Origin of the sequence: Gilliamella sp. wkB292, from assembly GCF_001690235.1 — a bacterium.
Classification (GTDB): domain Bacteria; phylum Pseudomonadota; class Gammaproteobacteria; order Enterobacterales; family Orbaceae; genus Gilliamella; species Gilliamella apicola_F.
In genome coordinates this window covers 40,809-64,814 of sequence record NZ_LZGO01000083.1, presented here as the reverse complement: position 1 = coordinate 64,814, position 24,006 = coordinate 40,809, and the positions used below count along the sequence as shown (strand labels likewise).

Annotated in this window: 21 protein-coding genes and 1 tRNA gene; 6 read left to right on the top strand and 16 right to left on the bottom strand. The window is 35.1% G+C overall.

Translation table 11 applies throughout. The features are described from left to right. Positions 1-82: 82 nt before the first annotated feature. From A9G09_RS12095 to dapB, 5 genes are all read right to left on the bottom strand, one after another. Positions 83-3,886 carry a translocation/assembly module TamB domain-containing protein gene (locus tag A9G09_RS12095; RefSeq protein ID WP_065635091.1) on the bottom strand — a complete coding sequence of 1,268 codons (3,804 nt, stop codon included), beginning with the start codon at positions 3,884-3,886 and terminating at the stop codon, positions 83-85. A 1-nt stretch (position 3,887) separates the two neighbouring features. Then, positions 3,888-5,570: an autotransporter assembly complex family protein gene (locus A9G09_RS12090; RefSeq protein WP_141671598.1), complete on the bottom strand. Its 1,683-nt coding sequence runs from the start codon at positions 5,568-5,570 to the stop codon at positions 3,888-3,890. A 672-nt stretch (positions 5,571-6,242) separates the two neighbouring features. Then, positions 6,243-6,782, bottom strand: a complete 540-nt coding sequence (hpt, locus tag A9G09_RS12085) for a hypoxanthine phosphoribosyltransferase (protein ID WP_065635089.1) — start codon at positions 6,780-6,782, stop codon at positions 6,243-6,245. Between the two features lie 525 nt (positions 6,783-7,307). Then, on the bottom strand, positions 7,308-7,808 hold the full coding sequence (tadA, locus tag A9G09_RS12080) for a tRNA adenosine(34) deaminase TadA (protein WP_065635088.1): 501 nt from the start codon (positions 7,806-7,808) through the stop codon (positions 7,308-7,310). Positions 7,809-7,818: 10 nt separating this feature from the next. After that, positions 7,819-8,640: a 4-hydroxy-tetrahydrodipicolinate reductase gene (dapB, locus tag A9G09_RS12075; protein WP_065635087.1), complete on the bottom strand. Its 822-nt coding sequence runs from the start codon at positions 8,638-8,640 to the stop codon at positions 7,819-7,821. A 130-nt stretch (positions 8,641-8,770) separates the two neighbouring features. On the opposite strand from dapB, the gene A9G09_RS12070 reads away from it, so the two are divergent. After that, on the top strand, positions 8,771-9,976 hold the full coding sequence (locus A9G09_RS12070; protein ID WP_065635086.1) for an MFS transporter: 1,206 nt from the start codon (positions 8,771-8,773) through the stop codon (positions 9,974-9,976). 41 nt (positions 9,977-10,017) lie between these two features. Here the strand turns inward: A9G09_RS12070 and A9G09_RS12065 are convergent, their stop codons facing one another. Next, a complete protein-coding gene (locus A9G09_RS12065) occupies positions 10,018-10,629 on the bottom strand; it encodes an FKBP-type peptidyl-prolyl cis-trans isomerase (RefSeq protein WP_065635085.1) in 612 nt (203 codons plus the stop codon). A 210-nt stretch (positions 10,630-10,839) separates the two neighbouring features. Here A9G09_RS12065 and bamE point away from each other — a divergent pair, with 210 nt between their 5' ends. After that, positions 10,840-11,283, top strand: a complete 444-nt coding sequence (gene bamE / locus A9G09_RS12060; RefSeq protein ID WP_065635084.1) for an outer membrane protein assembly factor BamE — start codon at positions 10,840-10,842, stop codon at positions 11,281-11,283. A 42-nt stretch (positions 11,284-11,325) separates the two neighbouring features. On the opposite strand, the gene A9G09_RS12055 is transcribed toward bamE, so the two are convergent. After that, positions 11,326-11,700 (bottom strand): DUF5362 family protein, encoded by a 375-nt coding sequence (locus tag A9G09_RS12055; protein ID WP_065635083.1) that lies wholly within the window; start codon positions 11,698-11,700, stop codon positions 11,326-11,328. A gap of 79 nt (positions 11,701-11,779) precedes the next feature. Here A9G09_RS12055 and dusA point away from each other — a divergent pair, with 79 nt between their 5' ends. From dusA to A9G09_RS12035, 4 genes are all read left to right on the top strand, one after another. Continuing rightward, positions 11,780-12,748 carry a tRNA dihydrouridine(20/20a) synthase DusA gene (gene dusA, locus A9G09_RS12050; RefSeq protein WP_065635082.1) on the top strand — a complete coding sequence of 323 codons (969 nt, stop codon included), beginning with the start codon at positions 11,780-11,782 and terminating at the stop codon, positions 12,746-12,748. Positions 12,749-12,849: 101 nt separating this feature from the next. Further along, positions 12,850-14,868, top strand: a complete 2,019-nt coding sequence (gene rep / locus A9G09_RS12045; RefSeq protein ID WP_065635081.1) for a DNA helicase Rep — start codon at positions 12,850-12,852, stop codon at positions 14,866-14,868. Positions 14,869-15,313: 445 nt separating this feature from the next. Continuing rightward, positions 15,314-15,390 (top strand) — tRNA-Arg (locus A9G09_RS12040). A gap of 165 nt (positions 15,391-15,555) precedes the next feature. Continuing rightward, entirely contained in the window at positions 15,556-16,728 is a 1,173-nt protein-coding gene (locus tag A9G09_RS12035) for a tyrosine-type recombinase/integrase (RefSeq protein ID WP_176700989.1), read from the top strand. On the opposite strand, the gene A9G09_RS12030 is transcribed toward A9G09_RS12035, so the two are convergent. The 9 genes from A9G09_RS12030 to A9G09_RS11980 form a co-directional block, all read right to left on the bottom strand. Continuing rightward, positions 16,704-16,949, bottom strand: coding sequence for an AlpA family transcriptional regulator (locus A9G09_RS12030; RefSeq protein WP_065635079.1), 246 nt, complete (start codon positions 16,947-16,949; stop codon positions 16,704-16,706). The genes A9G09_RS12035 and A9G09_RS12030 overlap by 25 nt on opposite strands. Next, entirely contained in the window at positions 16,939-17,397 is a 459-nt protein-coding gene (locus A9G09_RS12025; protein WP_065635078.1) for a hypothetical protein, read from the bottom strand. The genes A9G09_RS12030 and A9G09_RS12025 overlap by 11 nt, the downstream gene beginning before the upstream one ends. A 242-nt stretch (positions 17,398-17,639) precedes the next feature. Continuing rightward, positions 17,640-17,936, bottom strand: a complete 297-nt coding sequence (locus tag A9G09_RS12015) for a hypothetical protein (protein ID WP_065635076.1) — start codon at positions 17,934-17,936, stop codon at positions 17,640-17,642. Positions 17,937-18,040: 104 nt separating this feature from the next. Next, a complete protein-coding gene (locus A9G09_RS12010) occupies positions 18,041-18,889 on the bottom strand; it encodes a phosphoadenosine phosphosulfate reductase family protein (RefSeq protein WP_065635075.1) in 849 nt (282 codons plus the stop codon). A 2,056-nt stretch (positions 18,890-20,945) separates the two neighbouring features. Next, positions 20,946-21,599 carry a lambda exonuclease family protein gene (locus A9G09_RS12000; RefSeq protein ID WP_065635073.1) on the bottom strand — a complete coding sequence of 218 codons (654 nt, stop codon included), beginning with the start codon at positions 21,597-21,599 and terminating at the stop codon, positions 20,946-20,948. Beyond that, positions 21,580-22,200 (bottom strand): DUF1071 domain-containing protein, encoded by a 621-nt coding sequence (locus A9G09_RS11995; protein ID WP_065635072.1) that lies wholly within the window; start codon positions 22,198-22,200, stop codon positions 21,580-21,582. The genes A9G09_RS12000 and A9G09_RS11995 overlap by 20 nt, the downstream gene beginning before the upstream one ends. 184 nt (positions 22,201-22,384) lie before the next feature. Further along, positions 22,385-22,774, bottom strand: coding sequence for a hypothetical protein (locus tag A9G09_RS11990; RefSeq protein ID WP_065635071.1), 390 nt, complete (start codon positions 22,772-22,774; stop codon positions 22,385-22,387). A 4-nt stretch (positions 22,775-22,778) separates the two neighbouring features. Beyond that, entirely contained in the window at positions 22,779-23,321 is a 543-nt protein-coding gene (locus A9G09_RS11985) for a hypothetical protein (RefSeq protein WP_065635070.1), read from the bottom strand. 89 nt (positions 23,322-23,410) lie between these two features. After that, positions 23,411-23,695, bottom strand: coding sequence for a hypothetical protein (locus tag A9G09_RS11980; RefSeq protein ID WP_065635069.1), 285 nt, complete (start codon positions 23,693-23,695; stop codon positions 23,411-23,413). Positions 23,696-24,006: the final 311 nt, after the last annotated feature.

The window sequence follows — 24,006 nt, the reverse complement described above, 5'->3', positions numbered from 1 at the left end:
TCAATCCCCGCTTTAATAAACACTGACTTTCGCTTATTAATTAACAGTATTATTAACTTAACACTATTTTTATTATTTAATACTAAAATTCGAACTGATAAATGAGATCGAGTGCTTGAGCAAGTCCTGATGTAGCCTCTAAGTAGAGACTTGGCATTAATCTATAACGTAAAGTAAAAGTGGCTAGCGAATCAAAAATACCGACACCATATTTAAGCTGTAAGTTAGGTAAAATATAGCCGCTTACAACTACTTTTGAGCTATTGCCTGCGCCTTGTGTATCTAAAGTCAAATTTTTGATGCCAAAAACATTCCCTATATCACCAATATATTTCCCTGTTTTCGATGTACCAATCCCGACTAATAGCGCTGTCATCATATCGTTGTCACTTTGATCAGTACTATCAAGCCCTTGACCTCGCACTAAGTATGACAAAGCTTCTTGCTGTGACATTGCCGGATCTGAAAACACTTCGATTTTCGGATCTTCTGACGAACCAGTAACACGAATGCCAGCAGTAATTTTATTATTGTCCATTGAATCCGGATTACGGATGGCTTCAACATCAAGCATAGCGTGGTCGGTTGGTCCAGAAAAGGTAATGACGCCTTTGCGAATGATTAAATCTTGCCCATAAGCATGGAATCGACCGTTTGGAATATGAATTTCACCGTGTAAATCCAATCCTTTATTTGTCTGGGTAGCGATTAAATTACCTTTTAATGAAGCATTTAGACCAAAGGCATCAACGGTAACATCATCACCAATTTCGATATCTAGATGACTATTGATTTTCATACCAAATTTTTGCGGCTCGATCTGATGACGATTTTTATCCAACATGACCTCATCAGACGATACATCCACGCTCGATGGTGGCAGTGAATCAACGGTAATTTTACCTTTTGGAATACTAACCTTACCTAATAACGTTAATTCATCTTGAGATGCATTAATTTTAATATCAGGCACAACATTCATCACAATCATTGGTGGCACTGTGACTTGCATTGCTGCACCATTGACAGTGATTTCAGCCTGCCATTTATTTAAATTCAGCCAACTAGCATGACCATTAATATTAATATTACCGGCTTGCGTAGTTAAAATCCCTTTTAATGTTGATGATTTACCATTTAATTTTATATCTACCATAGCTGAATTAATATCAACAGGCAGCTGATTAGATTTGATTTCACTTTGTTTTAAGTTAATGTCACCTGTTAAAGACGGATCGTTGAGCGAACCGGAAAATTTTACGGCACCATTAATTGCGCCTTTAGCATATTCATTTTTATCCAATAATGGGTTGAGTATAGCTAATGCCAAATTATCAATAATTAATTGGCCACCTAGTTTTTTCTGATTAATTGGATCATCAATTATCAAATTACCTCTTACTTTACCTAGTTGCTTTAAACTAAAACGCCAATCTAATTTTGCTTGTTGTTCATTAAATTCAGCATTAATATTAAATAAATCAAAAGGGATAGGTAAAGTTTGACTACCTATACTTTGCTGTACATAAATTTTATTACTATTTATGTTGGCTTTGATGGATGGAATTTTGTTATTGTCATTGAACTTAATATCGACTCTTCCATCTAAACTCCCGGTAATTTTAGTATCCCCATCATTGGGTATCGGTAATTTAGCCAAATCAATGTCTTTAAGGGAAATTGTGCTTGAGCTATTGGCTGATATTGATAATGGTTTGTCTAAACATAGGTTAGAATAATTATTACGCCAACAATGCGCCCCGATTGTTGGGATCTGATTGGTGACATCATAAGATAATGATATCGGTTTGGTTAACTGCCAGTGGTTATTATTATCTAAATTTAACAGTGCATTAGCAATGTTTCCGGTCCATTTAGTATGATCTTTATCAATTTGACCTGTTAAGGTTGTCTTTAACGATGCTGGCAGTCCATCGAGCGCTAGAGTTAAAGTATGTTTTTTTTCGTTACCTGTCAGTTCGATATTGGCTTTTTTTATTGTCTCGCTTGCTAATTGGATATTATCACCAATTAGTTTCAGCTGACCGCTTAACTGATTTTGATATTGAATTTTTCCAGATAAGTTTGCCTTAGCAATGGACATATTGGCTAAACTTAATGCAGTGACAGTTAAATTCGAGTCAACAATTGGATTTGTACTTGTCCCATTCATTTTGATATTGCCGACAATAGACCCTTGCATATCATCAAAAAGTAATCCTAACGACGCTAAATTTAGTTTGGTATTTAAATTCGCTTTTTGTGTTGAACCATCAACACTAATTTGATTTTTTCCCCACATAATAGCAAGATTATTTGCCGATAAGGACTTATTCGAATCAACAAACATATTACCATTAGCCGCAAAATCAGCTTGTTTTATTTTACCTTTTAGTTGTAGATCGGTAATATTCACTTGCCAATTATCACCTTCTAAGCTTCCACTTGTTTTAAGTTGACCATTTAACAGAACCGGATAATCAGGGAGTTCTTTGGTAATGTCGACATGATCAAGCTTGATAATAGTATCCCATTGCAACGCATTTAGCCAACTAATGTGACCACTAAGGTCTATGTTGCCTTGCGGCAATTTAATTCTGCTATGAGCTAAAGTTGCATCTTGATTTGTACCTTTACCGGCAATATCGAATGTGGTTGCGGGAATATTTTCGCCGGCTACCGATCCTTTTGCGGTTAAACCATACTGCTGAACGTTACCGTCCAGCGTTAAATCAAAATCGTTAAGTTGATATTGGGCTGCCCCTTCAATTGGCCATTGAATGTGTTTACCCTGGAGTTTGGTCATCACCGGTAAATATTTTTCGATAAAATTGATATGGCCATCAAGATCAAATTGGTTTAGCCCTTCTAAGCGAGTGTTAGTGTATAATTCACCCAGTAATTTTCCAGAAAATTGACCATTAAAGTGGTTTTGCTCGGTATCAGCTTTGACTAAGGCAACAATTGGCCAATCATTACCCAGTGTGATTTCACCCGATACTAAGGCGTGACCATTAGCATAAGGGGTTTTAATCTCTGTATCCACTTTTTTTACAACAATGTGATTGTTTACCATATCGGTATTTATTGTGACCTGATTGAAGTGATAATCTTGCCCACCAATATGTAACAACCAATCGTTTCCAGATAAACTCGTTACATTAATATCTAAAGGAATACTAACTTGAGGTAATGAACTTATTAGCGGTTGATTAAACAATTGATTAATCTGTTCATTAATAGCTAAACTGGTTTCATTTTTTTGTGCTGGTGTCGGTGTTGAAGGTGTATCAGCAAATATTGCATAAAGTCCCATTGCAGTAGTTGGGTAAACATAAATTTTTTCATTGACCCACGTTGCTTTACCATTAAAACTTGATAGACCAAATTGCATATCATCAACACTCACTTTGACATTATTGAGTTGAGTGGATTGTAATTTGATAGGTAAGGGGGTTTTTATTGTAAAACGCGAGGTATTATCAACCACTTCGTCAGGTGAGCTTTCAATTTCTTGCGTATTAACATTAACATTGACTCCATCGGCATTAAAATGTTTTAAACACACTACAGTTTGAATCAAGCATGAGCCTGAAAGTTCGAGTGATGCATCATCAACAGATACATTAACACCAGTCAAATTAAGAGAAAGCCCTTTGATATGTAAATTATGAAAAGTGCCTTCTACCTGTTCGATTTTTAATTCAGGTAAAAATTTATTTAGCGCAAACATTGTCAATTTTACGCCTAAACTGGTGTAAATCATGACAATGACAAATGTTATCAAGAAGATAAAAATAGACAATATGACAACACTACGCTTTTTCCATTTATGTAGGTTATGCGAGGCTTTAGATTGCTTCGAATTAATAGAATTTTCTGCCATATTATAATTCACTTCCTAGACCAATATAGAGATGGATAGAGCCTTTATCTTTTCTATTTAATGGGGTGGCTAAATCTAATTTTATTGGGCCAACAGGTGATGCCCATCTAACGCCAACACCTGTACCTGTATAGAATTTTGCTTTATCAACTTTATCGATTGCTTCACCAGTATCTACAAATACGGCTCCCCACCATGCACCTGTTACATTATATTGATACTCGCCTGAGCCGGTGATCAACTTTGAGGCGCCTTTTAACTTGCCTTTTTTATCTTCAGGAGAAATAGATTGATAACTATAGCCACGAATACTACGATCACCACCAGCGAAGAACCTAAACGATGGCGGTACTCTATCAAAATTACTCGCTTGAATAATACCAAAATTACCTCGAGCAATGAATCGATGTGTTTTTTGCAATGAGCGGATCCAAGTTTGTTGCGCTTGGAAGCGTACTAAATTGATATCTGAACCCAATGCATCTGCCGCCGCTTCAACTGAATACCGTTGTGAATCGCCCCACATGGCTAATAAATTACCATCACTACGGATTCGCGATAAACTCATAGAAGGATAATATAAAAACGTTTTATAACTTGAATCACCTTGGGTAAAGTTATCACGTAACATATTTAAACCCAAAGCCGTTTGCCAACCCTCAAAATGATCCCAATTTCGTAATACCCCAAAGGTATATGAGCGCGAGTAGGTATCATTATTATCAATTTTTTTGTAGCCACCTTGGATCGTATAATATTGTTCTAATGGGGATTTTTTTAGGGGAATTTTATAACTCATGGTTATTGTTTGTTCGGGTGACGATAACGAAAGATTGCTTTGAAAACTTTGCCCACGACTATTTATCCATGGCTTATTCCAGCCAATTTTTCCATGAACACCATTATCGGTTGAATAACCAAGTCCTAAGTCCATATTATTCTTTTTACGTGGTGCCGTTGCGACATCGATCGGGAGTTCTTTATTTGCTGTTAAGTGAGGAAAATCGGGTGTCACAACAACTGAATTGAACCAGCTAGTTGAACTTAAACGCCGATTCAATAACGATAATTGCTCGGCAGTATACATATCACCTTCTTTAAATGGCACTATGTTAGCTAGATAATCGGTGCGAATTTTGGCATCGGGAAAGCTAACTTTACCAAATTTGTAACGTTGACCCGTATCAAAATCAATATTCCAAAAAGCTTGATGTTCATAATTTGAGACTGCTAACTGGTGTTTAGTCATATTGGCATCAAAATAACCCTTGTCGAGCGACAAATTGAGTAATGCTTTTTTGAATGACTCATAGATACCATGGTTGAGCACATCGCCAATTTTGGGAAGTTTATTTTTGAGTAACGCTTTGAAATCGTCATCATGTTGACCTTCACCAGTGATATTAATATTTAGTTGTTCAACAATGACGGGTTCACCTGGTGTAATTTTTACCTTTAAGACTTTAGGATCTTGTTCGTCATAGTCAAAAGTAGGGGAGTAGTAACCTAAAGCACGTAGCGCTTTTTGAACTTCACTTTCAAAATAACGTTTAAAATTGGGTGTATTATTAATTTTACTCGGCTCAATTAACGAAATACGCGCATCCACATTATCAGCCAGTTCTCCTGATAACCCTTTAATCGATAATTTCATATCAGCATAACTAGACGCTGTGGTTATCATCAAAACTAGACATAATGAACGGGAAAATCGTGACACGGATACCTCGATAAGATTGATTATTTTAAATACTATCTATATTAGGTTAATTTTTCGAAATCATTTTGATGACAAATTTATCATATTAAGCTTATCATCGTCTATGATAAGCTAAGTAAAAAAGCATTAAATTATTGACAAGCAGTGCTTTGCTGGTCAGTGATGGTTTATCTATTGTTGCGTTGTTTGGCTACATTGATTATCTATTAATTTATGAAAAGGCAAAACTCAGTCGTTTAATTGTGTGAATCAAGCAGATTAATCTATTTTACATCAAGTTGCTGTGCGCGTTTATTGATGTTAATTTACCTCTTGCTATTGCGATAACGAAATGTCCAGATATAAAGACATATTTTTAATATAATATGTAATAGGTTGTTAGTATAAGCCTTATTATCGGTTGCAAAAAGGAATCAGTTTTTTCAAATCGCCAATAATAATGAGGTGAGGCGATGATCTTAATAAAATTGATTGATACTTGATGAAAATGATAACCGGCAATATTTGATCTCCAGTCAGCTTGCTGGTTTATGCCGGTTAATTCAAATAATGGCTATCTTGCATAACATATTAAAAATGTAAGATAGTTTGGGACGATCTTTACTCTACCAGTTTTCGATAGTCATAAATTATTTATTACTCTTCAATTAACTTGACCTGCCCAATATAAGGTAAATGGCGATAATGCTGTGCATAATCTATACCATAACCAACGACAAACTCATCAGGTATAGAAAATCCAATATATTTAACCGGCACCGATACTTCACGACGAGAAGGTTTATCAAGCAAAGTACAAATTTCAATACTGCGGGGATGACGCAATTTTAATATTGCCATAACTTTACTTAAGGTATTGCCTGTATCAATAATATCTTCAACAATTAAAACATCTTTATCGCGTATATCCTCATCAAGGTCTTTTAATATCTTAACATCTCGGTTACTTACTACAGCATTGCCATAACTTGATGCTGTCATAAAATCAACTTCATGTCCAACAGTGATGGCACGGCTTAAATCTGCCATAAAGATGAATGATCCTCGCAAAAGCCCGACTAAAATGAGTTCATTTTGGCTATTTTGATAATCTTTACTGATTTGTTGTCCAAGTTCAAAAACGCGTTTTTGGATATCTTGTGCAGATATCATCATTTCTAAGGTATGCTTTTTCATGAATAGTGCTCGAATTAATTTTTTAAAAATATCGTTTTAGATTCTAACAATATTCCTCGATAAAAAGAACAACTAAGAGCATTTTTTATTGAAAGTTCAGAATAATGATAATATTAGCTGATATGAGGATTAGATATTTTCATTTAATGATAATAAACCGAAGCTTTATATTTTGCTGCTGTGCAATTTTGGCTATTGCATATTGTGAGAATTTTGTATGGATATTTTATGTGTTCGAGTAAACAGATTTACTTGAACCCCTTCAAGGACTTTGTAAAAGATTGAAATAATAGTGATTTGACCAACTACAAATTCAATTGATCATCAGGATGGGAAATAATTGCTTTACAGGCTGAGTATATTAAAAATTTATTGGATAGTACGCAATAGTATTAATTTACTCAGTATTTCTAAAACTCAAATCGGCAAAATTTGATTTCATTTTGATACTAATTGATTAATATTTTTTATTTTTTGCACTTTTTTAAGTTTAGCAAAATCTATTTATTCAACTAACAACAATATCTACCCTTGTTCAGCATTATTTTGACGTGATTGCTTTAATAATTTTTTCTGTAAGCGTCGTTTTTTAAAAAAGTTGCTTAATATTGCACTACATTCATCCATTAAAACTCCGCCTGTTACTTCGGCATAATGATTAAGACCTTGATAATTCAGGATATCAATAAACGATCCTGCTGCGCCTGTTTTCAAATCATTTGCCCCATATACCACACGTTTTATACGGCTATGGATGATCGCTCCAGCACACATAATACAAGGTTCAAGAGTCACATAAAGGGTGGTATTAATTAAACGATAGTTATTTAATAAAATACCAGCTTGCTCTATTGCCATAATTTCAGCATGTGCAGTCGGATTATTTTTAATAATGGAATGATTAAAGCCTTCGCCGATTATTTGATTATTTTCATCAATGATTACTGCGCCGACGGGGATTTCTCCAATAGATTCGGCGCGCTTGGCAAGCATTAATGCATGTTGCATCCAATATTCATCAGACATAGCAATGCAATTACAAATTATTCAAATTTAATACATCTCGCATGTCATATAAACCGACAGGCTGTTTAGCAAGCCATAATGCAGCACGCACCGCACCGTTAGCAAAAGTCATACGGCTAGAAGCTTTGTGGCTTATTTCAACACGTTCACCAATGTCGGCAAAAATAGCTGTGTGTTCGCCAACGATATCACCTGCGCGAATAGTCGCAAAGCCGATAGCACCTTTAGGTCGTTCACCAGTATGACCTTCACGACAATAAACAGCACGATCTTTTAAATGACAACCTAGTGCATCAGCAATTGCTTCACCCATGGCAAGTGCTGTACCAGATGGTGCATCAACTTTGTGACGATGATGTGCTTCAATGATTTCGATATCAGTATAATCGCCCATAATTTTAGTGGCTTTTTCCAGTAGTTTTAAAACAAGGTTAACGCCAACACTAAAATTAGCGGCAAATACAATAGCGATTTTTTTTGCTGCATCGGCAATTGCTTGTTTACCCGCTTCATCAAATCCAGTGGTACCAATTATCATCATTTTACTGTGTGCTACACAAAAAGCTAAGTGGGCTAAAGTACCTTCAGGACGCGTAAAATCAATTAATACATCAAATTTGTCTTTTGCTTGTTCTAAATTGTCGGTGACTTTTATGTTACAAACGCCGATTCCTGCAAGCTCTCCCGCATCACTACCGACCAATGAAGAGCCCTTTCTCTCAAAAGCCGCACCTAAGGTAACACCGTCAATTTGAGAAATAGCTTGGATGAGCTGTCGTCCCATCTTGCCGCCAGCGCCAGCGATTGCAATACGAATCATATTTGTTGACATATAACTATCCTTAACTTTTTTTTAGATTTAGATAAATAAATATTATAGCGGAAAATAAAAAAGTTATACATAATTCAAAATTATATACTTTTTCAACGTTGTTTTTAAGGAAACGTTATAGGAGACAATCATGAGATGTCCATGGTATTTTGGCTGGAACATTGTTATTGCAGCTGCACTTTTAACCCTGCTATCTAGTGGACTGAGAATGAGCATGGGGGTGTTTTTTCTACCTATCGCAAATGATCTGGGTTTTAGTCGTAGCGTCTTGTCAGGCATTATTGCTATTGGTATGTTGTTTTCGGGTATTGCCATGCCGATAGCCGGCTACTTAGTGGGTAAATATGGTACGCGCTTTGTGTTGTTAATTGGTGCAGTGATGATTATTCTCTCAACAATATGGTCAGCAATGTCTCGTGTTTATTGGAACTTCCTTTTTTCGTTTGGTATTGCTTTGTCATTTGGTACTTCATTTGTGGGGGCTGTCAGTTTTACGCCTATTGTGGCGAAATGGTTTCATAAGCGAAGAGGGTTAGCACTATTTATTGTATCAACAGGCAGTATGGCTGGCATTGCTGTGATGCTACCTGTATTTGCCTTTTTTATTCCGTTATATGGTTGGCAAAATACGTTAGTGGCGTTTTCACTATTTTTTATGATTCTAGCCATGCCCATTGCACTGTTTATTATGAAAGATAATCACGCTGATATCGACCGGCCAGAACAAGCGACAGTGCAAACACAACCGGTTAATATCAAACTTATTGATGTCTTAAAAACACGTCCTTTTTGGCAACTTAGTTTTGGGCTTTTCACTTGTGGATTTAGTATGAATTTATTAGGCACACATGGTGTCCCAATGTTGGTTGATCATGGTTTTGATTCGGTAACCAGTTCTACAGGAATTGGCTTGATAGGTTTAGTTGCCATTTTTAGTACTTTAGTGCTGGGTTATATATCTGATATTGTGCAACGTAAAAACATTTTGATGCTCGTTTATTTGGTTCGAGGAATCGGTTTTATTGCGTTGGTCTTAGCCTCGACCAAATGGCAACTTTTTACTATCGCGGCTATTGGTGGTTTAGTTTGGGCAGGTGCATTATCTACATCAGGGGCAATAACTGCCGATATTTATGGTGTAAAAATTGTTGGATTACTTTCTGGATTAACTTACTTAGGTCATCAAATCGGTGCCATGATAGGTTCGTGGTTAGGTGGTTGGGCGTATGATAATTTACATACCCATTTAGTCGCTTTTGGTGCAGCAAGCATCTTATTACTCATGGCTGCATTGAGTTCCTATTTTCTACCTAAAAACTTAAAAAAGATTGGATAGATTGATAAGTAAAAATGGACGCGAGCAAGCGTCCATGTTTTTTATAATACTTTTAATAACTCGACATCAAAAATAAGTGCACTATACGGTGGAATAGATGCACCTGCACCATGTGCGCCATAAGCTAACTCTTGTGGAATGTATAATCGCCATTTTGAACCTTCTGGCATTAATTGTAATGCTTCAACCCACCCAGGAATCACGCCATTAACTGGGAATTCAGCAGGTTGACCACGTTCAACTGAACTATCAAACACGGTTCCATCAATTAATTGCCCTGTGTAATGTACTTGTACGCGATCGGTTGCTTTAGGTAAAGCGCCATTACCTTTGGTAATGATTTGATACTGTAAACCTGATTCAGTCGATTTTACCCCTTCTTTTTTTAGATTTTGTGCAAGAAACTCTTTACCTGCTTGTGCAATCTTTTCTGCTTGCTTAGCTTTTTCTTGGGTAGCTTGTTCATGAATTTGACGAAGTGCATCATGTAGTTCTTGTAATGGTAATGCGGGTTGATTGCCTGATAGCACATCTTCCATCGCCAATTTTAACGCATTAAGTTCTAAATTTTTTAATCCTGACTCTTTTAATTGTTGTCCAATTTGTAATCCAATTGCATAGCTGGCTTTTTGTTCGATAGTTTCTAATTTCATTTTTGACCTTTAATGATGAGTTGATAAGGTTTATAAAGAAGTTTATAAGTTTGTAGATACGCGCATAAAAGTCAAGAAGTAATTTGTTTTAGTCGTAAATAATGACCATTTCATCACTCAATAACAAAGAATTTGTTAATTTGGCTAGCACTTAGCCAAAATATCAGCGATAATAGACGTTATTAAATTTTAAAAATGGATTAAGTGTAGATGCAGTTTCGTAAATTTACCTCGCTTGTCATTGTAACTAGTGTGTTATTAACTGGTTGTTCAGTCGTTGATCGTTGGGTCTACCGACCAGATATCAATCAAGGTAATTATGTAACACCAGAAGCAATTGAACTATTAAAAACAGGTCAAACCAAAGATCAGGTTGTATTTATCATGGGATCACCAATGTTAACCTCTATTTTTGGTGATAATGTTTGGTATTATGTATTTCGACAACAACCACAGCATGGTCAAGTAAGCCAAAGAAATTATACTGTTTACTTTAACGAAATGGGTATTGTCACTGATATTAAAGCTACAGAGTTAGAGGGTTCTAAATCGTTAGAAGAAATGAATCAACAACAGATATCCGATCCTATTGATATTAAATCAGATGATGAGCAAAGTAGTTCAGAAGCGAAATCTGAATCTGACTCTCAATAAATACTAACCTCGCTAAATAGCGAGGTTTATATCATGCTGTAATTAATATCTAGAACCTAACATCGGTATCAACACTAACATACCAACGAATAGCAACACATAAGTTAATACTATAGCAATAATAGTAATCAACAATAATTTCCAATAAGAATGCAAGTTAGTAATTGCATTTACTAGATCTTCACCTCTTTTTGTATTAGCAGTCAGGCTAAATGCACTACCCGATTGAAAGAGCTTTATTCCAGCAATAAGGAGCGGCACACCAAAAATTGCAGTGATGATACCTAAGCAAGTTAATGCACCAGAAATAATTGATATAACACCACAAATCTGTTGCATCACCGCAATGAAGCGTAGACGTTTTTGGAGTAATTCTGTTATTTGAATGGAAATTATATTTGTGTTGTTTGTGTCCATTTTCATTCCTTATATTATTTATTGCACTATTTAAAAATGGCAGATAGAATAACAGGTTTTTGATTGAAGTCGAGGTGTTTTGTTGGCTAATTTTTGTCTAAACCGCTTTTCGGTAGCACCAATGCTCGATTGGACCGATAAGCACTGCCGTTATTTTCATCGCATATTAACTAAGCAAACATTGTTGTATACCGAAATGGTTACAACCGGTGCGATTTTATTTGGTAAAGGTGATTATTTAGATTTTAATTTAGCTGAACAACCTTTATGTCTACAATTAGGTGGCAGCGATCCTGTTGCACTTGCAAAGTGTGCTAAATTGGCTGAGCAACGAGGCTATAACGAAATTAATCTTAATGTCGGTTGCCCTTCGGACCGTGTGCAAAATGGGATGTTTGGCGCTTGCTTGATGGGCAATGCTGATTTAGTGGCAAGATGTGTATCGGCGATGCAAGAGCAGGTTGATATTCCCGTTACGGTCAAAACAAGAATTGGTATTGATCATTTAGATAGTTATGACTTTTTACGTCAATTCATTGATACACTTTTACCTTTTACTAATACCTTTATTGTTCATGCTCGCAAAGCATGGTTATCGGGGCTTAGTCCAAAAGAAAATCGTGAAGTCCCTCCATTAGATTATGCTCGTGTTTATCAATTAAAGTGCGACTATCCACAATTAACTATTGCGCTTAATGGTGGCGTAAAAACAATTAATGAGATCAAACATCATTTACAATTTGTTGATGGGGTGATGGTTGGTCGGGAAGCTTATCAAAATCCTTTGTTACTGGCTGAAATTGATGCTCAAATTTTTGGTATCGATAAACCAAGTATTGATGGTATATCAGCTATAAAAGCTTTATATCCTTATATCGAACAGCAATTGACCCAAGGTGCACAATTAAATCATATCATGCGTCACACCCTAGGTATTTTTAATGGTCGCAAAGGTGCTAAACAGTGGCGTCGTTATCTCAGTGAAAATGCTCATAAAAAAGGCGCGGGGATTGAAGTCGTTGAACAGGCGTTGGCTTTTATTCATTAATTTTTGAATAAAAAACATTCAAAATGCTTAATTATCGGCATTTGTATCGAGTTATAAAAACAGTATATACTAAGTGCCAATTCTTCTAATGGTTAAAATCAGTGCGTTTAAATTCAAGTCAACAACAAGCGGTTGAATATGTATCCGGACCTTGTTTAGTTTTAGCTGGGGCTGGTTCTGGCAAAACTCGTGTTATTATTAATAAAATCGCGTATTTAATACGCGTTAAAGAGTATTTGCCTCGTCATATTGTTGCGGTAACGTTTACCAACAAAGCTGCGCGAGAAATGAAAGAGCGAATTGCTTTGTCTTTGACTAAAAAAGAGACGCGAGGGTTAAAAATTTCGACCTTCCATACTTTAGGCCTTGATATTGTGCGCCGAGAGTATCACCATCTTGGCATTAAAGCTAATTTTTCATTATTTGATGATCATGATCAAATTGCCTTACTAAAAGAATTGACTTTGCAATGGCTAGAAGGTGATAAAGATTTAATTAACCAATTGCGATCAGCCATTTCGAATTGGAAAAATGATATTATTGATGCAACTGTCGCTATGGCACGAGCTCAAACCAATAAAGAAAAGTTATTTGCCCATTGTTATCAACTTTATGAAAAACAATTAAAAGCATGTAGTATTTTGGATTTTGATGATCTCATTTTGCTTCCTACTTTATTATTAAAAAACAATCAAGAAGTGCGGGAAAAATGGCAAAATCGTGTGCGCTATTTACTGGTTGATGAGTATCAAGATACCAATACTAGTCAGTATGAGTTTATCAAATTATTAGTTGGCAACCGCGCTAAATTTACTGTTGTTGGGGATGATGACCAATCGATATATTCTTGGCGAGGCGCTCGTCCACAAAATTTAGTGTTACTTAAGCAAGATTTTCCTCAATTAGCCGTGATTAAGTTAGAGCAAAATTATCGTTCTTCAGGTCGTATTTTAAAAGTAGCTAATATTTTAATTGAAAATAATCCCCATATATTTGAAAAAAAGCTGTTTTCGGAACATGGTTACGGTGAAGTATTAAGAGTGATTACGGCTGATAGTGAAGAGCACGAATCTGAAAAAGTAGTTAATGATTTAATTGCTCATCGCTTTGCTAATAATAGCCAATATGGTCAATATGCAATTTTATATCGAGGTAACCATCAAGCGCGTTTAATTGAAAAGATGCTAATGCAATATCGAATTCCTTATCGTATATCAGGTGGTACGTCGTTTTTTTCTCGTATCGAAATTAAAGACTTAATGGCTTATTTACGTTTACTAACTAATCCTGATGACGATAATGCTTTTATTCGCATTATCAATACACCAAAAAGAGAAATTGGCCCAGCGACGATACAAAAACTTGGGGAATGGGCAAATCATCGCGGTGTTAGTTTATTTCAAGCTAGTCATGATATGGGACTAACAGAAGTGTTATCCGGTAAACGAATGGAGTCTTTACAATTATTTATTCAATGGTTTGACTCACTTATTCAGCAATCACATAGTGAACCTATGAATGCTATTCATGAACTCATACATGGTATTCACTATGAAAGCTGGATCTATGAAACATCAGCTTCCCCAACCGCAGGGCAAATGCGAATGCGTAATGTAGAACAGTTAGTAAGCTGGTTAAATGATATGCTTCAAGGTGATGACCTAGATGAAGGAATGACACTTGAGCAAGCTGTCGCTAGGTTTACTTTGCGAGATATGTTAGAACGTAATGAATCGGAAGAAGAGTTAGATCAAGTTCAGTTAATGACGTTGCATGCATCTAAAGGGCTCGAATTTCCTTATGTCTACCTAGTTGGTATGTCTGAAGGGCTATTACCTCATCAAACCAGTATTGATGAAGATAATATTGAAGAAGAGCGTCGTTTAGCTTATGTTGGGATTACGCGTGCTCAACGAGAATTAACTTTCTCATTTAGTCGCCAACGTAAACAATTTGGGGAAACAATGTATGTTGAACCAAGTCGATTTTTATTAGAGTTACCTCAAGATGATTTAGCATGGCAAGATCAATCAACTGAATTATCACCCGAAAAAAAAATGCAACAAGGGCAGAGTCGGTTAGCAATGCTTAAAGCTCAAATTGCTAGTGCTAAACAATAATCCTTATTATCATAAAAATAAGAGTTGATACGTTTTAATGGATGGTTAATAAGCTCGTTTAATGCTTTTTGGGATTAACTATGATAGTTCTACACGCTAACTTTGTATGGATTGTTACCCACTGGAGAATAGTCAACATTTTAATAAAACCGGTTAGTGAAACCAATAAATTATTATTATTATCTTTATGTAAGTTGTAATAGGTTACTTGGTCATTCACATCCAATAAAGTTAGAGTAATCTAGTTTGTTTTTACAATAGATATTTTTCAATTATATTTTATAATATGACATTATTATAAACCATGAATTATGACTGATAACGTTCAAGAAATGGAAGAATTGATGATATTTTGTCAACCTAACTAGATAAAGCATTAAAAATCATTGACGGATCAAAATAGCTTTATATAATGTTCAGCGTCTTTTCTACAAAACATATCATTGTCTCCTTAGCTCAGCTGGATAGAGCAACGGCCTTCTAAGCCGTAGGTCACAGGTTCGAATCCTGTAGGGGACGCCATTTGGTTAACGATACAAGGCGACCGACCACGATTTAACCCTTATAAAACCTTTGATTGAGCAATATTTGACGCGATTAAGGGCGATACTAGCCGATTGACAACGACAATCTAATAACGGTATATTTACGGTATATTTCAATATCGTAACTAAAAATACCGTAATTATGCTAACTATAAAAGCTATTGACTCAGCAAAGCCCAAAGATAAAGCCTACAAGCTACCAGATTTTGAAAGCTTATATTTGTATATCACACCATCAGGTACTAAGTCATGGCGATACGATTACCAGTTTAATGGTAAAAGGAAAACCTTAACTATCGGTAAATATCCATATATTAGTTTATCTGATGCTCGTAATGAAAAGGAACTTGCCAAACAACTATTGGCGCACGGCAAAGACCCAAGCTTTGAGCGCAAAAAAAGTGCTTTATTGGCTAATGTTGAACGTGACAATACTTTTAAATCAATTGCAAGCGAATGGCATTCATCTAAAAAATCGACATGGTCAAAAAAATATGCAAATGAAATAATTAGCATATTTGAGCGCGATATTTTTCCATATATTGGTAATGAACCAATTACTAAAATCAAACCACTGGAAATGCTAACGGTATTAAAAGCTATTGAAAGTCGCGGTGCTTTAGAAATAGCAAAAAAAGCGAGAATGCGATGTGGTGAAGTTTTTAGATATGCAATTATTACCGGTAGGGCGGAAGTTAATCCGACGGCTGAATTATCAAGCGCAATGGCTAAAACTCAGTCAAAAAATTTTCCTTTTTTAGCTACTGATGCCGAAATGTCGGAATTTTTAAATGCGCTTAAAGGTTATTCTGGCAATATTTTAACACGGTATGCAACTATGCTTTTGATATATACCGTCCCGCGCACAATAGAGCTACTTACATTGAAATGGTCCGATATTAACTTTGAGCAGAAATTAGCAACGATTGATGAGGAAGTTGTTAAAAAAGACAGGGTGCATTTAATCCCGTTAGCTACGCAGTCGATAGAAATATTAAAATTTTTACAGCCAATAACTGGGCACGGTGAGTATGTTTTTCCGAATAGAAATCACCCATCAAAGCCGATGTCGAACGGCGCAATACTTCATGTCATTCGACGATTGGGATTTGCTAACCGTGCAAGCGGGCACGGCTTTAGGCATCAGTTTTCTAGTATTTTAAATGAGCATGGCTTTAATAGTGATTGGATAGAGAAACAATTAAATCATGAGGAAGGCAGTGTGCGAGGTATTTACAACCACGCACAATATTTGGAGGGTAGGCGTGAAATGATGCAGTGGTATGCTGATTATATCGATAATCTAACTGATTGATTATTTTTCTGTTTTTCTTGATATTCTTGCTCTTTTTGTTCTAAATAAAAATTTACTGTTGACAACTTCCATCTAGGTTGCCTACCCAAATACAAATCAGGTTTTGGGAATTTTTTTGCCGCTATCCATTTATCTAGCGTGGACAGGTCGAGATTGCCAACGTATGCGCATACTTGAGCTTTTGTGTATCTAGGATCCTCAATTGTATAATCAGTCATCATTATTCGTCTCCCGCTTTAATTGATAATATGTTTTAATCAGTTTTTGAATCTCTTCAATGCTGATATCTGTTGTTAATTCGAGGCAGTTATCAATCACTGATTTTAAAAAATTTAATAAATATTGATTGAGTTCATTATTTTTTCCATTTTTGATTGAGTTGCTCAAACATTCAGTTAATGAATGAATTACTTCTGATAACGTTATTGATTTGTATTTATAATAACCAAATTCTCTGGTGCTATTTCTTAGTTCTGTTAATTTGTTTCTTATTCTCAATGCATTACGTTCGTGTAGTGTAATTGTTAATCTTAATCCATTAATTTTAGTTAATAAATTTTCGGCGCATTCGCTTGTAACGTAATGACCAAACTGACTTTCTTTCATTACAAATGATTTCTCACCGTCTAAATTTAAAACTGTCTCTATTTTGTATTTTTTTAAAGTCATTTTATACTCCTAACTCAATCATTTTTGCATTCATCTTTATTTATTTCATCATCCGGTAATTCGCTATATTTGTTACATGTATTAGTTTTAGGTTTTAAAATCCCGCTATTTATTACGTTTAGCCATTTATCTATTGATTCGAGAGTTGTTAGTAATTTACATTTTTTCATTAAGCATTTCCCGCTGTCTTTAGTGTAGTTAGTCATGTTTGGTCCTTAGTTTGCTGTATCTCTTAATCTCTTTCACTTAATTACCTCTCGATAAAACCATTCTGTAATGTCATGGGTAAATTCAAATGCAAATGGTGTGTGGCTATATGACAGCCCTGTATCATCACAATCAACGCCAATAAAATATGTTGGGTGCAGGATGTATTCATCATCCTCAAATATCACGTTGCTTACCTTAGTGTTTCCGCTTATCCATATTAATTTAGCGTCATGACAGGCGTTTAGTATTAGAGCTAAATCGTGGTCATCTTCAGCCCTTAAATACCAATTACCTTTTATTAAACGTTTGATTATTTTTTTGTTTGTCAATTAATCACCTCTACGAGAGTATGACCACTGACAGTAACTACATCACATTTACTGCCACAAAACGGGCAGGGTTTTAATTGTTCAGTCATGTTTATTTCCTTTAGTTAATCGTTTAAATCAAAATCCAACTGACACGAAAACAATTCACATGATTCAGAACATGAGCCAGAATCGTAACCCCCGCGCCCTCTAATCGTTGCTAAAATTTCATCTCGTGTATGGTTTTGGTACATAGCCATGATTGAAATCAACGAATTGTTACCTCTGTACATGATCTTGTTAGCCTGTTGCCGACGTTCCACAACACGGACATCGGGGGCATTGATTAGATTGATAAAATCCTCCGCCATTTTTGGCTCGTCACGGGTAGCAAGCGCAATTTTGTTGACGCTTTTTTTGATACAAAAAACGCAGTTTCCGAGATGCTCCGGTAAATCTAAATCAAACGGCTGAGTTTTCCACCAGTTGATAACGTCCTGTTTATCAAAATCGCATATATCGGCTAAATATTTATAACCCTGTTTGGGTTTTAATCGTCTAGGCTCGTCAGCTCGAATGCCTAGCCACGTTATATAATTACCGTTGCCGTACGTCTCGTTACAATATCGTGTAAATGGCTCGAATTTCATTGTGCGAGTACAGAATGCACCGTGAACGTACGGCGTTCCGTATTTATAGCAAACGTCCCGAAACGGCTGTAAATCCGGCTGGAGTTCATCTAGTGTTATCACGCGATACGAATTAGCTTGCCCAAGTTCTGGGTTCACAACTACACGTAAACACGTTAGTTTTATCCCCCAATGTTTAACCATGTCTTTTATAAATTCATAGGTTTTTGGATGTTCTGTGCCTGTATCCATAAAAATAAAATCCGTGTTAGGGTGGCGTGTTTTCATTAAATGAACTAGATATGCGGACGAACGACCGCCGCTAAAGCTGACAACGTTTTTCATAGAGATACCAATTTAGATAATAGTTATCGCACACTGAATGAATAGTGCGGTATTTTTGATTTAAATAAATTGATCTTTAAATTTAATTGATTTAGGGTGAAAATTTATTTTAATAAAAGGGTATAACGAGGGTTCTAAATCTGAGTGCATTGGATTTATTTATAATTTCACTATTTGTTATTTGGTGGTTTTATGCAATTGTTCTCATAATTGGTATTGTAATTTTATTCGTTGCTAAGGAAACAGTTACTCGATGGATTGGTGTGATATTAATGCTAATACCAATATGTTGTTATCTTTTTGGTTTTTTAGTGTTTGTACTTTATAGATAAAATGATTATAACTTACTCTCATTAATTCATATTTTAACCAGTCTTATTAGGTTAGCTAAATCAATGGGTTAGCGGTATTATAAAAATACTTATCAACAGATTTTGGGGGTTAAAAAAGGAATAAAGCCCTTTTTAATAATAAAATTTAAATATCTATTTCGGTTTGCAGCTTAATAAAATTACTTATTAAAATGAAAGTATAAGATTGAACTTATTTAGATAGTTATAGGCATTGTAAATTTATTTTATTACGATAAGATATCAAGCCTAAATTATCTAAAAATTTTAGAAATTGGTCATATTAAAAAAAAATTTGATGAATAAACCCAAAAAAAGATACTAAAATAAAGAAGACAGTCCTAAATCTATTCGGATAGCTAAAAAACAGTCATGCAAATATTTCAAAAAATATTTTATATAACATATTAACAGGGACTATTATTAGTGCTATTTTGTGGCTCATGATAGCTAGTATATTATTACTTTCTTTTAGATTTTTTTGTCTAAATCTGATTCGTAAATAAATTTGTAAATAATGCTTTTGGCTGTATAGTATGTTTTATTTACATAAGAGAAATTTATATGGATATACTTAAGAGATTAGTTAAGGGAGAACTAAGTCTAGCTGTAACTTTTTGGTGTTTTCTTATTCCAAGTTGCATATTACCATTTGTAATTATTGTTAAATTAATTACAGAATATGGAATATCAATAACAGCAGTAATTACCATAATTTTGCTTGTTATTATTCAATTTATCATTGCATGCATGGTTACATCAGGTATTTTTTTCATTTTACGAAATAAAAAAATTACCTTTGAGAGTATCATAGCATTTATTATTTCAATTTTAAATTTAATCTATTCAACCTATTTTCTGTTAAAAATTATTCATCTGTTGCATTAATATTTATGAACTACTAAAAAGCTCATATTTTATCAAACTAGATACCTCCCATTAAAAGGCATTTAGTTTGATTGTATACCGCCACAATTCCGACGCATGGTTTAAAGTCTCTCCGATCAATATCGTAAATAGGTCTATCAGTTGAGCGAGTAAAAATATACTCACAATTATTCCCATTCTCCAGTAACGTATTCATTACGAACAGTTATCAGCTTGTCTTTCTTAATATAAGGTTATAATCCTTCAGTTATCTTCCCAAATATACGATAAGTAAACCTGCTCGTTTTTTCGTGTTCACCGTAACCTTGTGTTACAGCTATACTAAAACTTGCTGTATTCTTGCCATTCTGCGTTACACGTAACTCGCAATCTTTTCCTACTAAATTTAGTGTTTTATACTATAAACATGTTATCTTATTGTGATTATGTTTATGAATTGGGTTCAATATTATCTTTGTACTCAAACTATAGAGAATTTGCTTTTTGTGTTTGTAACAATATTTTCCTTTGCTGGCTTTACACATATCACTAATTATATTTATCCTGCTTTTTTAATGAATTATGGAACAGAAGCGACAATTGGAAATTATTTTTTTGTCCCTACTTTTCTTATGTTTTACGGCATATTGGTTTATTTTTTGGATTACTAGTCATTAATCGAAAAGTATATGACCACTCAGGTATTTTCAACATAAGCGAAAAGCAAATCAAAAAACGCATTAATAAATATGAAGTTTATTTTCTACCTGTACAATATTGGGGTGTAATCTCGTTTTGTATTGGTTTTATTATTTTATTAGTTCAAATTATATATAGAATTATTTATGTAACATCCCTCTATTTGCCATCTTCTCTTTAGAATAATTTTTTTCTATTTGTTTAATTCGTTCATCAAGCTCTTGCAGAAATTTAATAACTTCCATTTCGATTTCTTGAGCTAAATTTTCGTCATAATTAATGCGGACACATTTGTAACTTAAATTGTCGGGTAATCTATCGTCATAACTCACAAAATCACACCATTTTCGACCCGTACACATCATTTGCCATTGCATTTGTAATATGTATTCTCGTTTTGGTTTTAGTGACTGAATGAATTCTAAATGTGTCCATGTATTAGGGCATTTTATTTCGATTAACCCGTCATCATTTACTAGTCCGTCGGGACTGGCTCCAGCATTTTCGATTGTGGGATGGGGAATAAATCCCACTTCTGTAACGGTTATATCAAATTGATTTAATACATATAGCTCTCTGGCTGTTGGCTCTAACTCTGTGCCACGTTGCATGGCTGTATTAGTGCGTGATTCGGTAGGTGTTTCAGTCAGTCGCTCGCAAATCAACTGAGCCATGTAATTTTGGCGAGATGCGGCATGTCCGCTTTTTTTAGGTTTCGCCATTACATCACTTATACGACTAGCCGTTACTTTACCTAGACGCGCGTTAAACCATTCATCCGTTCTCTGTTCCATTTGCGTCTGCCACTTTTGCTACGCTTTCATAGATGCGACGTTTTTCGTCTGCTCCGATAAGTTTTTGATCTTCAATTGATAATGATTTCCAAAATTCAGCCATTGCATCAATTCCCTTTTGTGCGGATTGTTCAACCGCTTTTATTAATGATTCCCGTTTTTTGTTTAACTCATCCTCATTAATTTTTTGCGCCTGTTTTTCTTCTTCTGGTAAATCCTCACCGGCGTAAATATAAAACCCTAGCCCAAACATTGATATAGCTTTGGTCAAACACCGCATTGTCGCTTTATTTATATCCACTGAATTAGGATTTTTAATGGCGTGGTTTTTGAAGTCCATAACAGGTAACCACATGAATCGAGTTGCTTCGTTCTTGTCTTCTTTTATTGTCAAAGTGACGCTTACCGTCATAGAGCCATCCAATTCTATAGCTGGAGAGTTAATTATGTACGTAGATTGTGGATAATGTTTCATTAATACACCCCAAGCCCAAGCCCAAGACAAATATGTAAGACCGTTTTTTTTCTCTATTTTGTCGTTAACATTAATTGAGGACAGGGTGTCCCAGATTTTCTTTTCAAATGATTCTTCCATTTGCATATTCTCTCTAATTAGTTGCTATCTTAAACATCCAGTGAAACAGCATAAACAACATGCCAATCGTTAGTACACACGTACAAAAAAGGGCGTACATTTGTTCGCCCTTGTTTAGTCTATAATCATTTCTAAATCGATCTGTTTGATAAACATTACAGCCGACATGATCTGTTGGTATTGTGTTCATTTATACTCCCTCGGGGCGTTTTGTGAGAGATTTTCGCCAGTCGATGCGGTCCGTGTCTATAGCTAAAACACATCCTCTATACTTACCAAAATCATATCGCCAAAGACAATTATCTGATGATGGATTTTTTGTATAGAAATACACTTCTCCATCTTCATCCATTGCCGCCCATTTCCATTTTTTATCAATCATTGCCCACATTTCTGTGGTGATTGGTAATTCATGTGATTTGATACGATAGTTTGTATCCAGATCAATATCCCTAGCAACAGATGATATCCACTTTTCGCAGTGGCAAGCATAAAATTCAACCTCAATCCCCTGCATTTTTGCTAATAAAATTTGAACCATATGTTCTTGTTCTGCATTCTGTGGTGTTAATTTATCCATTGTTTTATTCCTCGTCTGTAAAATAGTCATCAAGCCAAAGCTTGAAACTCTCTTGTGATGCATGTTCCGCTGTTACGCATTCCCAGTGCCCGTAATCCTCGTGAAACCCGCCTCTCTCTAACAGTTCAATGCATAACTCTTTAATGTAGATATCTGTGTAATTAGCTGAGTATTTGTGTGATCTGATTTTTAGCTCCAACAAATTCAGATAGTCAGATTTCCACTCCTGATAATTGTTTTTTATTCCACCATGGTTTTTAATCAGTTGTTCAACTACTGCGCGCGGTACACACGCATATACCGTTTCTGTTGGATATTCTTTATCTTCTGCATATTTGGATATCAACTCATCAGCGATAGACGGGAATCCGAGTTCAAATGATGTGTATTCTCGTGTATCATCAAATTCTGAGCGAGGCGTACAGTGATGTAGATAACTGCATTGTATTGATACTGAAAAACCATCATTGCAAATCAATCGATTGATTGTGCGGTAAAATCCAAAAAGTTTTTTTCGGTTTGCATTTAAAAAATCATCTAAACTCATTTTTCACCTTGAAGATTCAGTAAAAAAGCCCTCAAATGAGGGCAAATAGGATGTAGCGTGCCGTCTTTCCGAGCTGTCGTGTATATTAATTAATAGTATTGATTTATTTTTTTATTCAATTCCGCTCTAGCCTGTGAATAGCAAATGTCTGTTACAAACTGGGCAAATATATTTTGGTCAACGGCATTATTTTCTAAATATTGGGATATCAAATCGATTATCGGCTGGTCGTTGTTGTTACTAAAATTTTGCATCAACTCATTTGCTCGTTTATCGATTTCCTCGTCTAGTTCGTCGTTATTTTCGATATTCCGCATCATGTTTTGATATTGTTTTTCGTAACCGTTTTCTACACATTGATATAAGTTTTTCATGATCAATTCCTTATATTTATTTCAAACTAGATATCTCTCACTGAAAGGCATTTAGTTTGATTGTTTACCGCCTGTATTGAGTTACCGCCACAGTCCCGACGCATGGTTTAAAGTCGCGCCGTTCGACTATCTAATCAAAACCGCAGTATGTTCATATGCCCCTGCTAGCTACTTGAATCTTCTTAACTTGTTAAATAACTCGTAGTCTTGTTTAACTTTGTTGTTAAGTTGATTTGTTTTGATGTTTAATAATTTAAGATATCTAAAATTAAATGTCAATAAAATAATTAAGTAATCTAAAATATATTTTA